The organism is Streptomyces gobitricini, assembly GCF_039532985.1.
Lineage (GTDB): Bacteria > Actinomycetota > Actinomycetes > Streptomycetales > Streptomycetaceae > Streptomyces > Streptomyces gobitricini.
Genome location: NZ_BAAASR010000018.1, coordinates 464,929 through 479,463, shown reverse-complemented (window position 1 = coordinate 479,463; position 14,535 = coordinate 464,929). Strand labels below are relative to the sequence as shown.

The window sequence follows — 14,535 nt, the reverse complement described above, 5'->3', positions numbered from 1 at the left end:
CGCCGTGGCTGCCCACCGTGCCCTGCACGCCCCGCCACTGCGCCCGTACACCGTGGCCGGCGGCCTCGCGCGTCCGGACCGTCGCACGGCTGACGGCCGGCGCGGGCACCGTCCTCGCCGGGCTGCTCCTCGCCCCCCTCGCCGCGCCCCTCGGCCGCGCCGCCCGCGAGCGGGCCACCCGGCTCTGGTGCCGGGCGGTGCTCCGCGCCTTCGGCGTACGCCTGCGGATCGTCGGCCGGCCGGACGGCGGGCGCGGGCTCGTGGTCGCCAACCACATCTCGTGGCTCGACGTACCGGTGGTCGCCGCCGTCCTGCCCGGCCGGATGCTCGCCAAGAGCCAGATACGGCACTGGCCGCTGCTCGGGCCGATCGCCGCCCGCGGCGGCACCCTCTTCGTCGAACGCGACCGGCTGCGCGCTCTGCCCGGCACGGTCCGGGACCTGGCGGAGGCCCTGCGCGGCGGCTCACGCGTGATCGTCTTCCCCGAGGGCTCCACCTGGTGCGGCCGCGCCCACGGCCGGTTCCGGCCCGCCGCGTTCCAGGCCGCGCTGGACGCCGGCGCCGCCGTCCAGCCCGTACGCGTCACCTACCACCCGGCCGGCCCGGCGGCCTTCGTCGCCGACGACCCGCTCACCGCCTCCCTCTGGCGCGTCGCGGCGGCCGGCGGGCTGACCGCGGAGATCCGGATCCTGCCCCCGGTCCCCGCCGGTCACCGTACCGACCGCCGCTCACTCGCCGCGGCGGCTCAGCGGGCCGTCCACGCGTCCGGTCACACAGCTGTCGCCAGCGACAGCGCGAACCGTCCCTCCTCGTCCGTCCACCAGTGCGCCAACTCCATTCCGGCGTCCGCCAGTTCGTCGCGCACCCCCTCCTGACGGAACTTGGCCGACACCTCGGTACGCATCTCCTCACCGGCCGCGAAGGCGACCTCCAGGTCCAGCTCGCGGATCTTCACGGTCAGCGCCCGACGCGCTCGCAGCCGCATCTCGATCCACTCCTTCCCCCGGTCCCAGACGGCGACGTGGTCGAAGCCGCCCGGGTCGACGTCCGCGCCCAGTTCGCGCGCCAGCACGGCCAGCACGTTCTTGTTGAACGCGGCCGTCACACCCGACGCGTCGTCGTACGCCGCGACCAGGGTCCGCTCGTCCTTCACCAGGTCGGTGCCGAGCAGCAGCGCGTCGCCGGGCGCCAGCAGCGTGCGCACGGAACGCAGGAACAGCCTGCGCTGCTCCGGGAGCAGATTGCCGATCGTGCCGCCCAGGAAGGCGACCAGCCGGGGCCCCGGCGTGCCCGGCAGGGCCAGGCCCCGCGTGAAGTCGGCGATCAGCGCGTGCACCAGCAGCTCCGGGTGCTCGGCCGTCAGCGCCTCGGCGGCTCCCCGCAGCGCGCTCTCGCTCACGTCCACCGGCACGTAGCTCTCCAGCCCCGGCAGCAGCGCGTCGATCAGGTGGCGGGTCTTCTCCGACGACCCCGACCCCAGTTCCACCAGGGTGCGGGCCCGGGTGACATCGGCGATCTCCGCCGCCCGGGCGATCAGGATCTCCCGCTCCGCCCGTGTCGGGTAGTACTCGGGCAGCCGGGTGATCTCCTCGAACAGCTCGCTGCCCCGGGCGTCGTAGAACCACTTGGGCGGCAGGTCCTTCGGCGTACGGGTCAGGCCGTGCAGGACGTCGGCCCGCAGGTCGGCGCCCGTGGCGTCCTCGGGCAGGGTGCGGGTCAACAGGAACGGGCTCACGCGGACGGCTCCTTGAGCGGGGTGAGAAGGACATCGGTACGGGTCGCGGCGAGCACGGTGCGGTCGGGGACCTCCCGCCAGGCCGGATCGTCGTCGTACGGCTCGGAGGCGACGACCGTGCGGTGCCCACCGGGCTCGGCCAGGTACCACAGGGTGTCGCCCCAGGCCGTGGCCGAGACGGTCTCGCCATCGGTGAGCAGCAGGTTCAGCCGCGATCCGGGGGCCGCGGCGGCGACGTCCAGCACGGTGTCGGCCAGCGCCTGGCCGGGCTCGTCACCCTCCCGCAGCCTGCGCAGGACCAGCGCCCACACCAGGGCGGAGTCGTTGCGGGCCTCCAGCGACAGCAACTCGTCGGCCGGCAGCCGCGCCGCGAGCCGGCCGAGGGAGCCGGGCCAGCCCGGGACGGCGCCGTTGTGGCTGAACAGCCACGGCCCGGCGGCGTACGGCGCGGCGGCGGCCTCCGCGTCGGCCCCGGACAGCGTGGCGTCCCGCACGGCGGCCAGCAGCGCCCCGGTGCGCACCACCCGGGCGAGGTCGGCGAACGACAGGTCGGCCCAGATCGGCCCGGCGCGCCGGTAGCGGGCCGGCACGGGGTCGCCGTCCGCGTACCAGCCGACACCGAAGCCGTCGGCGTTGACCGTCCCGTGGCGCTGCCGGCGCGGCTCCCACGACTGCCGGTACAGGCCGTGCGCCGGCTCCACGAGCACGTCCCGCAGCGGCACCCCGGGCCCCAGGTAGGCGATGTGACGGCACATCAGATAACCCCCGCGTCCCTCGCGGTGCGGAACCCGGAGAAGATCTGGCGCCGCACCGGCAGGTCCCAGTTGCGGAACGTGCCCCGGCACGCCACCGGGTCCACGGCGAACGAACCACCGCGCAGCACCTTGTGGCCCGGACCGAAGAAGACCTCCGAGTACTCCCGGTACGGGAACGCGACGAACCCGGGGTACGGGAGGAAGTCGCTGGACGTCCACTCCCACACGTCACCGATCAGCTGCCGCACTCCGAGCGGCGACCGCCCCGCCGGGTAGCTTCCGGCCGGCGCGGGCCGCAGATGCCGCTGGCCCAGGTTGGCGTGCTCGGGCGCCGGATCGTCGTCGCCCCACGGATAGCGCAGCGAGCGGCCCGAGACCGGGTCGTGGCGGGCGGCCTTCTCCCACTCCTCCTCGGTCGGCAGCCGGCGCCCCGCCCAGCGGGCGTACGCGTCGGCCTCGTACCAGCTGACGTGCAGCACCGGCTCGTCCTCCGGCACCGGCTCCACGACACCGAACCGGCGCCGCAGCCACTGCCCGCCCTCGCGGCGCCAGAACAGCGGCGCGCCGATGCCGTGCGCACGGATCTGCGCCCAGCCCTCCGGCGCCCACCAGCGCTCGTCGCGGTAGCCGCCGTCCCCGATGAAGGCCAGGTACGCGCCGTTGGTGACGGGAACCGTGTCGATGAAGAAGTCGGGCACCACGCGCGCGTGCGCCGGCCGTTCGTTGTCCAGCGCCCACGGCTCGGCGGAGGTGCCCATGGTGAACGGGCCACCGGGCACCAGCACTTCGGCGGGCAGGTCCGCCGTGCCGGGGCCCGGCGGCGGCTCCGGCGCGTCCAGCGCCGCGGGACCGCGCCGCAGCTGATGGGTGATCAGCATCGTCTCGTCGTGCTGCTGCTCGTGCTGGGCGACCATCCCGAAGGCGAACGCCGCGTCGACCAGCGGCCCGCCGCCCTCCAGGGGGGCGCGCTCCAGGACGTCGAGGATCCGGCCGCGTACGTCCGAGGCGTACGCGCGTGCCTCGGCGGGCGCCAGCAGCGGCAGCGCCGGCCGGGTGGCCCGGGGGTGCTCGAACGCGTCGTAGAGAGGGTCGATCTCCGGGCGCAGCGCCTCACGGCCGGCCACGGCACGCCAGAGCCACTGCTCCTCCTGGTTGGAGATGTGTGCCAGGTCCCACACCAGCGGGGACATCAACGGGGAGTGTTGCGCGGTCAGTTCTCCGTCGTCGACACAGCCGGTGAGCAGCGCGGTACGGGCCCGGGCGGTGGTCAGCGCGTCCAGCGCCCGCCGCCTGAGCTTCTCGGGGTCGGTCATGTACGGACGTCCTTCCCGGGTGTCCCGGTCACCGTCGTCGTCACGAGGACGGGCCGGTCATCGGCGGGGCACCTGCCCGGCACGACATGGCGCTCGTGGAACGCGGCGACCGCGTCCAGTACGGCGGTGGTGGCGCCCCTGCGGGGCAGCGCCTCCAGCGCGAGTGCGAAACAGGCGACGGCGGCCTCGTGCAGCGCCGGCGCGGTCAGCCCGTCGCGCGCGGCGCCGCGCCACAGCGGGTCACGCGGCGGCGCGTCGGCCGAGACCGCCGCCAGGGGCTCGACCACGCGGTAGGCGGCCTCGGCCGCCACGGGGTCGTCGAACAGCGCGGCGGTGACCGCGAGCGGCACGATCCAGCCGTCCTCGCCCGGCTGGGCGTCGATCATGCGCAGTTCGAGGTGACCGCGCGGCCGGACGGGCGGGAACAGGGTGGTGAGGTGGTAGTCGAGGTCCCCGCGGGTGGCGGGCCTCGGCCGTCCGGACCGCAGCCACTCCCGTAACGTCAGCGCCTCGGGAACCGCCCAGGGGCGGTCGCCGGTGCCGTCGCCGTCCCCGCCCCGCACGCACATCACCGGCGCGTCCAGCACGTGCGCCGCCCACGCGGCACGGGGCTCCCGCCGGGTGTCCGGCGCCGTACCGAGTACCGGATCGAGGTCGGCCCACAGGCCCTGCCGGGTGGACCGCAGGCCTGACGGCCTGCCGTGCAGGGTGGGGGAGTTGGCGAAGGCGGCGACCAGGACCGGCCCCAGCAGGTGGGCCAGGCGCCAGCGCCGCTCGAAGCCCAGCGGCCCGGGCTCCTCGTGACCGGCGTCGAGGCAGACCTGGACGGAGGCGGAGTCACGCATCATGGCGCGCCCGGCCGGACCCGTCCGGTCCAGGTAGGCCTCCATCGCGTCGTACCGCGGCTGGCGCAGGAGCCGGTCGCGCGGTGGGTACCAGGGGTCGGTGCCGGCGCCGGTGAGGGCGAGGCCCCGGGCGCCCAGCGCGGTCCGTACGGCCGTCAGGTCGGCCGAGACGGTGGTGACGCATTCCATGAGGGACGCGGCGGGCGGCGAGCTGAGCTCCAGCTGCCCGCCGGGTTCGAAGGTGAGTGCCGATCTCAGCCGCAGGGTCCGCAGTACGCCGAAGGCGGTACGGAGCCGCTCGGGCGTGACCGGGAGTCGCGGCAGGCGCAGGTCATGGACGAACCACTCCAGTTCGACCCCGACCGTGCGCGGGGGGCCGGTCTTGAAGCAGATGCATCGCAGCAGATCCTCCGCCTCGTCCTCGGCGAGCGGACCGCTGCCGTCCGGCACGTCGCTCAGTGGCATGGGGTTCCTCCTGTCGAAGGCGTTCCGTCCCACCTAAGCCACCGGTCGGTGATCGCACAAGAGCGCCCTCGGGGGCGGAAATCCGGTTGCCCGGAGCTTGAATGATTGTCGACCATGCCGGGTATGAGTGCACGTCTGCGAGAGATCGCGAAGCGGACCGAGGAGATCGTCGCCAAGGGACGGTACGAAGCTCCCGGCGGTCGGCCGGTCACTATCGGCCCCCAGGTCGCCTCGGCCCTCGCTGGGACCGTGATGTACGGCCCCGAGGCCGTCCCGGTGACCCCGGACACCGACCGGTCCACCCGCTTCGAGGTCACCGGCGAGAGCAGCCTGGAAGCCGCGCGGCGGCTCTCCGGGGCCGCCCCGGCCCCCGTCGCCGTCCTTACCTTCGCCTCCGCCCGCAACCCCGGCGGCGGCTACCTCAACGGCGCCCAGGCCCAGGAGGAGGCCCTCTGCCGCGCCTCCGCGCTGTACGCCACGCTGGTGCGCGTCCCGGGGTTCTACGCCCACCACCGGGCCGAGCGCAGCCCCTTCTACACCGACCGGGTCATCCACTCCCCGGCCGTGCCGGTTTTCCGCGACGACCGCGCCCGACTGCTCGACTCCCCCTACACGGTGGGATTTCTCACGTCCCCCGCTCCCAACGCCGGGGTGATCCGCGCCCGCACGCCCGGGGAGGCCGGCCGGATACCGGCCGCGCTCGCCTCCCGGGCGGAACGGGTGCTGGAGACCGCGGCGGCGTGCGGCTACCGGCGCCTCGTCCTGGGCGCCTGGGGGTGCGGGGTCTTCCGCAATGACCCCCGGCAGGTGGCGGCCGCGTTCCGGGCGCCGCTGACCGGGGAGGGCCGGTTCGCCGGCCACTTCGACGAGGTCGTGTTCGCGGTGCTGGACCGGACGCCGGGGGCGACGACGCTCGGCGCGTTCCGCGACGCGTTCGCGGCCGTCACGACGGTCTGACGGCCGTCGGGGTCCCGCCCCTCACACCCAGCCGTCCAGCGCGGCCATGAACGCGTCGAAGTCGTCCCGGTGGACGGTGTGCCCGGCTCCCTCCACCGTCCGGACCTCGAACCCCCGCTCCCGGAGCAGCGCGGCGCGCTCCGGCGGTATCAGCCGGCTGGGATCGGCGAGCGTCACCAGCGACGGCACGGCGGGGGCGGCCGGCAGCAGGTCGGTCCCGGCCAGGGGCTCCAGGCCGTACGCCGTCGCCTCGTCCCACACCTTCAGGGTCTCCAGCTCGATGTCGACGTCCACCGCGTCCCAGCGCGGGTTCGCCGCCCTGACCCGCTCCCTCGTCGCGCCCTTGAGCCCGGCGAACAGCTCGCCCCGGAAACCGCCCTCGCCCGCCGGGAGGTACCAGGCGGGGTCCGAGTAGACGGCGCGGCGCGGCGCCAGGCGCTCGACGGCGAGCGACAGCGTCAGACCGCCGAGCGAGTGCCCGATGGCGAGGTCGGCGCCGGCCGGCAGGGTCTCGACCACGTCGTCGGCGAAGTCCCGCGCCGTGTACGTCGCCGCGCGCCCGCTGGCGCCGTGGCCCCGCAGGTCGACGGCGAGGACGCGGTAGCCCAGCTCCGCGAGGGCGGGCCCGACCCGCCGCCAGGTGCGGTGATCGGCCATGATGCCGTGGAGGAGCAGGGCGACGCGGTCGCCCTCGCCCCATGTGGTGGTGTGCAGTCGCACGTCGATGCCCTCCTGTGCGGGTCGAACAGGGTCGCGAAGGCCGCCGGGGCGCCGTGGCCGCTCCGTGCCGGGCCACCTTGCCGGCCGGGACGATGCCCTCGATCCGTCGGCGGCCCCCCCGGCACGCCGGCGAACCGACGTGTACGGGCCGGCCGCGGCCGGCCGCGTCGCCGGGGAGGCGCGGCGGCGGCAGCGTGCGGGCGGGGCGGCGGGGCGGCGGGGCGGCGGGGCGGCGGGGCGGCGGGGCGGTGGAGGCGGGCCGATATGCCGTCGGCGGGTAAAGGACTGCGTTCCCCTCCCGGGCGGGGTCGCGAAGGCGGGATGACACGTGTCATCCCGTGCGGGAGACCTGTGTAGCACCCCTTTCCGGCTGTCCGCCAGACCCGGCCGGAGGCCGGTCTGGAAGGATGCCGGGCGATGACCCAGACACCTCCCCGGCCGCCCGCCGGACCTCCGGCCCGACGCCCGGTCCCGACCAGCGCCGATGTGGCGCGGCTGGCCGGTGTCTCCCGGGCCACCGTCTCGTACGTGCTCAACGACACCTCGGCCGTGCGGATCAGCGAACCGACCCGCCGGCGGGTGCGCGAGGCCGCCGAGGAACTGGGCTACGTACCGCACGCCGCCGCGCGCAGCCTGCGCGCCGGCCGCACCCGGATCGTGCTCCTGCCCACCGCCCCCGTGCCCGTCGGCCCGCTCTACGGGCACTTCCTCAACGAACTCCAGTGGGCACTGCGCCGCCTCGGCTACACGGTCGTGCAGTACGCCAGCATGGGCCTGGACGGCGACGAGGCGGCCCGGGCCTGGGCGGAACTGAGGCCCGTCGCGGTGGTGACGTTCGGCGCGGTGGAGCTCACCCCGCACGGGGTCGACGTCCTCAAGAGGTCCGGCGCGAGGGCGGTGATCACCCTCGGGCCGCGGCCCGTCGAGGGCGCCCACAGTGTGCCTCTGGACCAGCGCGGGGTGGGTGGTTGCGCGGGGGTCCACCTGGTGGAGCGCGGTTACCGCCGCATCGGCGTCGTGATGCCGGAGGAGGCCGGTCTGGAGCTGTTCTCCGGGCCCCGTCTGGAGGGCGTGCGGCACGCGGTGACGGGCTCCGGGGCCGACGTCGTGGCCCTGCCGCTGGCCTGTGCGGAGGAGGCTGCGGGGGCCCTGGCGGCCCGCTGGCCGGGACTGGGCCTGGACGCCGTCTTCGCGTACAACGACGAGTACGCCATGCTGCTGATGCGCGCCCTGCTGGACGCGGGGGTGTCCGTTCCGGGCGACACGGCCGTGATGGGCGCCGACGACCTGCTGCTCGGCAGGCTGACGCGGCCACGGCTGAGCACCGTGCGGATCGACATGGAGACCGGTCAGCACCTCGCCGGGTTGGTCGACCGGGTGGTCCGCGACCCGGACCGTACCCCGGAGGGCGGCGACCTGATGGCCGCCCGCGCGGTCCACCGCGAGTCCACCTGACGTGCGGGGCGGGCGGAACGTCTCTACCGTCGCCTGCATGAGCACACATCCGCAGCGCTTCGAGATCCTGGTGGTGCCCGAGCACGTGGAGGGCCGCGACCCGGCGCACCTGGCGGAGGACGCCATCCGATCGGCGGTCGTCGAAGCCACCGGCGAGACGGGCGTCTCGGGCTATCCCCGCTATGTCGGTGAGGGAATGGAGGCCGACATCGACCCCGACACCCGCACCGTGGAGGCCCTCCTCGTGGACGGTGCCGAGCTTGACTACGGCCTCTCCGTGCGCGTCCGCTGACGGACGGGGCGCCCGCGCGACAAGGACGGGCGGGGCGGGCAGGGGCGTCCCGGGGCCGGTGACCGAAGCGGCCGGGGGCGTCCGGGGCCGGTGACCGACGCATCGGGGGCGTTCCGGGCGGGATGGCCGAAGCGTGGGGCTTGCGCCGGGGCCGGGGCCTGTTCCGCCGCGTCCCGACGGGCCGTTGACAGGCAGCGGGTGCCGGACGGAGACTCGGGCGAGGCCGCAGATGAAGATTACTTCACCTGGCGAACACCCGAGGTCACGTGGGAGAGCACCCGATGAGCATCCGCGACGTCTACATCGTCGACGCCGTCCGCACGCCGATCGGCAAGTTCGGGGGCGCCCTCTCCTCCGTCCGGCCCGACGACCTGGCCGCCCACGTCGTCCGGGCGCTCATGGACCGTACGACCGCGCTCGACCCCGCCCGTCTCGACGACGTCTACTTCGGCGACGCCAACGGGGCCGGTGAGGACAACCGCGACGTCGCCCGCATGGCCGTGCTCCTCGCCGGCCTGCCCGTCTCCGTACCCGGGGTCACCGTCAACCGCCTGTGCGGATCCGGCCTCGAGGCCGTCATCCAGGCGGCGCGCGCCATCGCCGTCGGGGACGCCTCGGTCGTCCTCGCGGGTGGCGTCGAGTCCATGTCGCGGGCGCCCTGGGTGCTGCAGAAGCCCGAGCGGGCGTTCCCGGCCGGCCACCAGCAGCTCCACTCGACCACGCTCGGCTGGCGCATGACCAATCCGAGGATGCCCGCGGAGTGGACCGTCCCCCTCGGTGAGGGTGCCGAACTGATCGCCGACAAGCACGCGATCACCCGTGAACAGCAGGACGCCTTCGCGCTGGCGAGCCATCAGAAGGCCGCCGCCGCCTGGTCGCGGGGGCTCTATGACGGTGAGGTCGTCCCGTACGGGGGAGTGGACCTCGGCCGCGACGAGTGCGTCCGTGACAACACGTCGATGGAGGCGCTCGCGAAGCTGAAGCCCTCGTTCCGCCCTCATGGCACCGGCACCGTGACGGCCGGCAACGCCTCACCGCTCAACGACGGCGCGGCCGCGCTGCTGCTGGTCGACGAGGAGGGCCTGAAGGCCTGTGGCCGCGAGCCGCTCGCCCGTATCCGCGCATCGGCCGTCACCGGCATCGAGCCGCAGTTGTTCGGCCTCGGACCGGTGGAGGCCGTCCAGCGGGCCCTCGCCAAGGCGGGCCGCACCTTCGCCGACCTCACCACGTTCGAACTGAACGAGGCGTTCGCCGCGCAGTCGCTGGGCTGCCTCGCCGAGTGGCCCGAACTCGACCCCGCCGTGGTCAACCCGCGCGGTGGCGCCATCGCCATCGGCCACCCCCTGGGCGCCTCGGGCGCCCGCCTCGCCGGTTCCGTCGCCCACCAGCTGGCGGCGGCCGGTTCGGGCACCGGCCTCGCCGCGCTCTGCATCGGCGTGGGCCAGGGACTGGCTCTGGTCCTGGAGCGCTGACCACCGCCCCACGCGGACGCGGGGCGAGGGAAGGGTCAGGCCTGGGTCTTCCCCTGCTCGATGGACTGGCGCACCTCGTCCATGTCCAGCTTCCGGGCCTGCCCGATGAGGTCCTCCAGAGCCGCCTCCGGCAGCGCCCCGGGCTGGGCGAACACCGCGACGTTCTCCCGGACGATCATGAGCGTGGGGATCGACCGGATCTCGAACGCCGCCGCCAGCTCCGCCTGTGCCTCCGTGTCGACCTTGGCGAACACCAGATCGGGGTGGCGTTCGGACGCGCCTTCGAAGACCGGGGCGAACTGCCGGCACGGGCCGCACCAGTCGGCCCAGAAGTCGATCAGGATGAAGTCGTTGTCCGTCACCACCTGGTCGAAGTTGTCCTTGGTCAGCTCTACGGTGCTCATGCGCCTACCTCTTCCCGGTGTGTGGGGGATCGCCCCGGACAACCGTGTCCGGCGCCGCGCTATTCCGACTGCCCATGTGGCCGGGGCGCACACGTACCACCAGACTGACCCCATGACCGAAACGGTGGAGTACGACGTGGTGGTGGTGGGCGCGGGACCCGTGGGGGAGAACGTGGCCGACCGGGTCGCCGCGGCCGGGCTGAGCGTCGCGGTGGTGGAGAGCGAACTGGTGGGCGGCGAATGCTCCTACTGGGCGTGCATGCCCAGCAAGGCGCTGCTGCGTCCCGCGATCGCCCGCGCGGACGCCCGCAAGGTCCCCGGCCTGCGCGGGGCCGTACAAGGGCCGCTGGACGCCCCCGCGGTGCTCGCCCACCGTGACGCGTACGTGTCGCACTGGAAGGACGACGGCCAGGTCGGCTGGCTGGACTCGATCGGCGCCCGCCTCCACCGGGGCCACGGCCGACTGGACGGCGACAGGAGGGTCACGGTCGAGGGCCCCGGCGGCGAACGGCAGGTCCTGACCGCCCGGCACGCCGTGGCCCTGTGCACCGGCAGCCGCGCCGTCCTGCCCGGCCTGCCGGGTCTTGCCGGCGCCCGGCCCTGGACCAGCCGCGAGGCGACCAGCGCCCAGCGGGTGCCGGGCCGGCTCGCCGTGGTGGGCGGGGGAGTGGTCGGCACCGAGATGGCCACCGCCTGGCAGGCGCTGGGCTCCGACGTCACCATGCTCGTACGCGGCCGGGGCCTGCTCCCGCGCATGGAGCCGTTCGTCGGCGAGCACGTGGCGGACGCGCTCACCGGGGCGGGCGCGGTCGTCCGCACCGGCGTCTCCGTCACCGCCGTGGAGCGCCCGCACCCCACCGGACCGGTCACCGTGGTCCTGGACGACGACGGGCGCGTCGAGGCCGACGAGGTCCTCTTCGCCACCGGGCGCGCGCCGCGCACGGACGACCTCGGCCTGGAGACCGTCGGCCTGGAACCGGGCTCCTGGCTGTCCGTCGACGACACCTGCCTGGTCGAGGGCAGCGACTGGCTGTACGCGGTCGGCGACGTCAACCACCGGGCGCTCCTCACCCACCAGGGCAAGTACCAGGCCCGGATCGCCGGTGCCGCCATCGGTGTCCGCGCCGACGGCGCCGGCCCGCCGGACACCGGCGCCTGGGGCGCGCACGCCGCGACCGCCGACCACGCCGCGGTGCCCCAGGTCGTCTTCAGCGACCCCGAAGCCGCGTCCGTCGGCCTCACTCTCGCCGAGGCGGAAGCGGCCGGCCACCGCGTACGCGCGGTCGACCAGGACCTGGCCGCGGTCGCCGGCGCGGGCCTCTACGCGGACGGCTACCGCGGCCGCGCCAGGATGGTCGTCGACCTCGAACGCGAGATCCTCCTCGGCGTCACCCTCGTCGGCCCCGCGGTCGGCGAACTGCTCCACTCGGCCACCATCGCCGTCACCGCCGAGGTACCGATCGCCCGCCTCTGGCACGCGGTCCCCGCGTACCCCACCATCAGCGAGGTCTGGCTGCGGCTGCTGGAGGGCTACCGGGGCTGACCACCCGGCAGTCCCCGCACCGGCTCCCTGCCGCCCCTCCCGGCGCGCTCGCCGGCCCGGTCACGCGCGTACCGCCGAGGCGCGGTCCTGCTGACGGCGTCAGCACTTCACGGACGCCTGCGAGGCGGCGATGGCCCTGTCCAGCGCCTCCAGCTGAGGCCTGATCCGCTCGCGGGCCTGGGCGCCCGTCGCGCCGCCGGGCAGGTCGTCGATGGCCCTGACGACCTGGTCGTACGCGTCCGAGACCGCCCGAGTCCGCGCCTTGCGAACGCCCCGCGCGCTGCGCGTCACCAGGTCCTGGTCGTGAGCCACGTCCTCGCGCAGATCCCGCAGCTCGTCGCGCCCCTCGGAGCGCGGGCTGACGCCCGCCAGCCTGCCCGCGTCCATCCGCAGGGCCCCGAGGTCCTCGCACAGCGCGTCCGTCGCGGCTCTCGCCCGCTCCCGGGCCGACGGGGCGTCGGCGGAGCATCCGGTCAGCGAGACCGGGACCATCGCCGCGACGAGGACCATGGCCACGCGCGGCGGACGGTGACGCCGCCGTATCGGAGAGGTGAGGTCGCCCATGACCCCATGCAATGCCGGGCGGGGCCGGAGTGCCCGTGGATGGCGCCGAACGGGTGAACCGCCGGCCGCCGGCCACGGTCAGGCCGGTTGGAGGCCGGGCATGCCCGTACCGGTGGAGAAGGAGGCGGCCGTACTCAGCGTTCCCCCCGGTCTGGTGACGGTGGAGACGGTCCTGAAGGCGATGTCCGCGCTCGTCCGGCCGAGCCGGACGACGGTGTAGCCCCGGCGCCCGTCGTAGAACTTCAGGTGCGGGTTGGCCTTGGTGAGGCTGATCCAGTTGCCGGGCTTCTGGGCGCCGTCCCTGCCGCTGGTGAGGGACGTCGTGGAGATCTCGGTGCCGACGACCCGGGAGGCGGGGTCGTCGAAGTCCGCCTTCAGGTCGAAGCCGTAGCCGACGTGCGCGTCGCCCGACAGGACCATCAGGTTGTCCAGCCCCGCGGCGGTCGCGCCGTCCAGGAGACGCTTGCGGGAGGCGGGGTAGCCGTCCCAGGCGTCCATCGAGAGCTTGTAGTCCCCGGTGGGGACGTTCCGCCGCTGGGCGAAGGTGACCTGCTGCGGGACGACGTTCCACACCGCCTCCGACGTCTTCCAGCCGTCGAGCAGCCAGCGTTCCTGCGCGGCGCCCGTCATGGTGCGCGAGGGGTCCTCCGACTCGGGGCTCGGGGCCTGCCAGCCGTCGCCGTTCGCCTGGTTGGAGCGGTACTGGCGGGTGTCGAGCACGTCGAACTGCGCCAGCTGCCCGAACCGCAGCCGCCGGTACAGCCGCATGTCGGCGCCGACCGGCCGCTGCGGCGCACGCAGCGGCAGGTTCTCCCAGTACGCCCGGTACGCGGCGGCGCGGCGCAGCAGGAACTCCTCGGGCGGTACGCCGTTCTCCGGGATCGCCCCCGCGTAGTTGTTCTCCGTCTCGTGGTCGTCCCAGGTCACGACGAACGGGTGCGCGGCGTGCGCGGCCTGCAGATCGGCGTCGTTCTTGTAGAGCGCGTACCGCAGCCGGTAGTCCTGCAGCGTGACGGTCTCCTGGTTGAAGTGGGCGGGCAGCCTGCGGTCGGTGTAGCCGCGGTGGCCACCGGCGGAGTCGACCCCGTACTCGTAGATGTAGTCGCCCAGGTGCACCACCATGTCCAGGTCCTCGGACGCCAGGTGCTTGTACGCCGTGTAGTAGCCGTCGAAGTAGGCGGCACAGGCGACCGCGGCGAAGGTGAGGGAGGACACCCAGAAGGAATCGGCCCCGGGCGCGGTACGGGCCCGGCCCACCGGACTGATCCAGGTGCCCGCCCGGAAGCGGTAGTAGTAGAACCGGTCCTCGTCCAGCCCGGGAACCTCCACATGGACGCTGTGGGCGTACTCCGGGTGCGCGGTGGCGGTCCCGCTCCTGATGACGGCGTAGAACCGCTCGTCGTACGCCACCTCCCACTGCACCTCCACCCGCTGCGCCGGCAGCCCGCCGTCCGGCTCGTACGGACTGGGCGCGAGGCGCGTCCACAGCAGGACGGAGTCCGGCAGGGGGTCGCCGGAGGCGACGCCCAGGGTGAACGGGTACGCGGGGATCTTCCGCGCGTCCAGCACGGCACGGCTCGCCGCACCGGCGGCGGGAAGGTGCGTGGTGAACGCCAGGGCGGCCGCGGCACCGGCCACGGTGAGGAAGTGACGACGCCCCATACGCCTGGCGGCGGCACGGAGCTCGGGCATGTGAGTGTCCATATGGCACGTCATATGCCCGCTTTGCTCCGGTTGTTGCCCTGGCATATGGGTGGTATGCCGCCGGGGAGACCGAGCCTGACGAAGCATATGAGGCAGGTGACGGCTCCGGAAGCGGGGACGGCGGGCCTCCCCAGCCGGACGGTGACGGCACCACCATCATCGACGACGACGACAGTGAGGCGGGCGATGCGGTTGGCGGGTCGCGCGTGGCCCCGGCCCCGTCATCGCGAAAGCCCTCGACTGCCACGACAAGACCACCACCCGCCCGCCTCGTCACCGAGGCCGGCGGAACCTGGATCGGTACGCCCCTG

General features: G+C 74.5%; 14 protein-coding genes. 6 read left to right on the top strand and 8 right to left on the bottom strand.

Translation table 11 applies throughout. The annotated features are described in order from the left end of the window. The first annotated feature begins 17 nt into the window (after positions 1-17). Positions 18-875, top strand: a complete 858-nt coding sequence (locus ABD347_RS17560) for a lysophospholipid acyltransferase family protein (protein ID WP_344362152.1) — start codon at positions 18-20, stop codon at positions 873-875. On the opposite strand, the gene egtD is transcribed toward ABD347_RS17560, so the two are convergent. The 4 genes from egtD to egtA are packed head-to-tail and all read right to left on the bottom strand — an operon-like array spanning position 770 to position 5,113. Beyond that, positions 770-1,735: an L-histidine N(alpha)-methyltransferase gene (gene egtD / locus ABD347_RS17555; protein ID WP_344362151.1), complete on the bottom strand. Its 966-nt coding sequence runs from the start codon at positions 1,733-1,735 to the stop codon at positions 770-772. The genes ABD347_RS17560 and egtD overlap by 106 nt on opposite strands. After that, complete coding sequence (gene egtC, locus ABD347_RS17550) at positions 1,732-2,490, bottom strand: ergothioneine biosynthesis protein EgtC (protein ID WP_344362149.1); 759 nt, start codon at positions 2,488-2,490, stop codon at positions 1,732-1,734. Before egtC ends, egtD begins: the two co-directional genes overlap by 4 nt. After that, complete coding sequence (egtB, locus tag ABD347_RS17545) at positions 2,490-3,803, bottom strand: ergothioneine biosynthesis protein EgtB (protein WP_344362146.1); 1,314 nt, start codon at positions 3,801-3,803, stop codon at positions 2,490-2,492. The genes egtC and egtB overlap by 1 nt, the downstream gene beginning before the upstream one ends. After that, entirely contained in the window at positions 3,800-5,113 is a 1,314-nt protein-coding gene (egtA, locus tag ABD347_RS17540; protein ID WP_344362144.1) for an ergothioneine biosynthesis glutamate--cysteine ligase EgtA, read from the bottom strand. The genes egtB and egtA overlap by 4 nt, the downstream gene beginning before the upstream one ends. A 123-nt stretch (positions 5,114-5,236) precedes the next feature. Here egtA and ABD347_RS17535 point away from each other — a divergent pair, with 123 nt between their 5' ends. Then, positions 5,237-6,070 (top strand): TIGR02452 family protein, encoded by an 834-nt coding sequence (locus ABD347_RS17535; protein WP_344362143.1) that lies wholly within the window; start codon positions 5,237-5,239, stop codon positions 6,068-6,070. A 21-nt stretch (positions 6,071-6,091) separates the two neighbouring features. Here ABD347_RS17535 and ABD347_RS17530 read toward each other — a convergent pair whose 3' ends face one another. Then, the gene (locus tag ABD347_RS17530) at positions 6,092-6,790 is read right to left on the bottom strand and encodes an alpha/beta fold hydrolase (RefSeq protein WP_344362140.1); all 699 of its coding nucleotides are present in this window, start codon (positions 6,788-6,790) and stop codon (positions 6,092-6,094) included. Positions 6,791-7,207: 417 nt separating this feature from the next. Between ABD347_RS17530 and ABD347_RS17525 the strand changes: the two genes are divergently transcribed. The 3 genes from ABD347_RS17525 (at position 7,208) to ABD347_RS17515 (ending at position 10,009) form a co-directional block, all read left to right on the top strand. Further along, the gene (locus tag ABD347_RS17525) at positions 7,208-8,245 is read left to right on the top strand and encodes a LacI family DNA-binding transcriptional regulator (protein ID WP_344362139.1); all 1,038 of its coding nucleotides are present in this window, start codon (positions 7,208-7,210) and stop codon (positions 8,243-8,245) included. 37 nt (positions 8,246-8,282) lie between these two features. Continuing rightward, complete coding sequence (locus ABD347_RS17520; protein WP_344362137.1) at positions 8,283-8,537, top strand: hypothetical protein; 255 nt, start codon at positions 8,283-8,285, stop codon at positions 8,535-8,537. Positions 8,538-8,818: 281 nt separating this feature from the next. After that, positions 8,819-10,009, top strand: coding sequence for a thiolase family protein (locus tag ABD347_RS17515; protein WP_344362136.1), 1,191 nt, complete (start codon positions 8,819-8,821; stop codon positions 10,007-10,009). A gap of 35 nt (positions 10,010-10,044) precedes the next feature. Here the strand turns inward: ABD347_RS17515 and trxA are convergent, their stop codons facing one another. Then, a complete protein-coding gene (gene trxA / locus ABD347_RS17510) occupies positions 10,045-10,413 on the bottom strand; it encodes a thioredoxin (RefSeq protein ID WP_344362133.1) in 369 nt (122 codons plus the stop codon). Positions 10,414-10,525: 112 nt separating this feature from the next. Here trxA and ABD347_RS17505 point away from each other — a divergent pair, with 112 nt between their 5' ends. After that, on the top strand, positions 10,526-11,956 hold the full coding sequence (locus ABD347_RS17505; protein ID WP_344362130.1) for a dihydrolipoyl dehydrogenase family protein: 1,431 nt from the start codon (positions 10,526-10,528) through the stop codon (positions 11,954-11,956). Between the two features lie 99 nt (positions 11,957-12,055). Here the strand turns inward: ABD347_RS17505 and ABD347_RS17500 are convergent, their stop codons facing one another. Then, on the bottom strand, positions 12,056-12,472 hold the full coding sequence (locus tag ABD347_RS17500; RefSeq protein ID WP_344362129.1) for a hypothetical protein: 417 nt from the start codon (positions 12,470-12,472) through the stop codon (positions 12,056-12,058). Positions 12,473-12,598: 126 nt separating this feature from the next. Further along, the gene (locus ABD347_RS17495; RefSeq protein WP_425575678.1) at positions 12,599-14,236 is read right to left on the bottom strand and encodes an alkaline phosphatase D family protein; all 1,638 of its coding nucleotides are present in this window, start codon (positions 14,234-14,236) and stop codon (positions 12,599-12,601) included. Positions 14,237-14,535 lie beyond the last annotated feature (299 nt).

Excerpts from the sequence above, each read along its gene's own strand:
- egtC (WP_344362149.1), bottom strand. The coding sequence starts at position 2,490 with ATGTGCCGTCACATCGCCTACCTGGGGCCCGGGGTGCCGCTGCGGGAC.
- egtB (WP_344362146.1), bottom strand. The coding sequence starts at position 3,803 with ATGACCGACCCCGAGAAGCTCAGGCGGCGGGCGCTGGACGCGCTGACC.
- egtA (WP_344362144.1), bottom strand. The coding sequence starts at position 5,113 with ATGCCACTGAGCGACGTGCCGGACGGCAGCGGTCCGCTCGCCGAGGAC.
- ABD347_RS17535 (WP_344362143.1), top strand. The coding sequence starts at position 5,237 with ATGAGTGCACGTCTGCGAGAGATCGCGAAGCGGACCGAGGAGATCGTC.
- ABD347_RS17525 (WP_344362139.1), top strand. The coding sequence starts at position 7,208 with ATGACCCAGACACCTCCCCGGCCGCCCGCCGGACCTCCGGCCCGACGC.
- ABD347_RS17520 (WP_344362137.1), top strand. The coding sequence starts at position 8,283 with ATGAGCACACATCCGCAGCGCTTCGAGATCCTGGTGGTGCCCGAGCAC.
- ABD347_RS17515 (WP_344362136.1), top strand. The coding sequence starts at position 8,819 with ATGAGCATCCGCGACGTCTACATCGTCGACGCCGTCCGCACGCCGATC.
- trxA (WP_344362133.1), bottom strand. The coding sequence starts at position 10,413 with ATGAGCACCGTAGAGCTGACCAAGGACAACTTCGACCAGGTGGTGACG.
- ABD347_RS17505 (WP_344362130.1), top strand. The coding sequence starts at position 10,526 with ATGACCGAAACGGTGGAGTACGACGTGGTGGTGGTGGGCGCGGGACCC.
- ABD347_RS17495 (WP_425575678.1), bottom strand. The coding sequence starts at position 14,236 with ATGACGTGCCATATGGACACTCACATGCCCGAGCTCCGTGCCGCCGCC.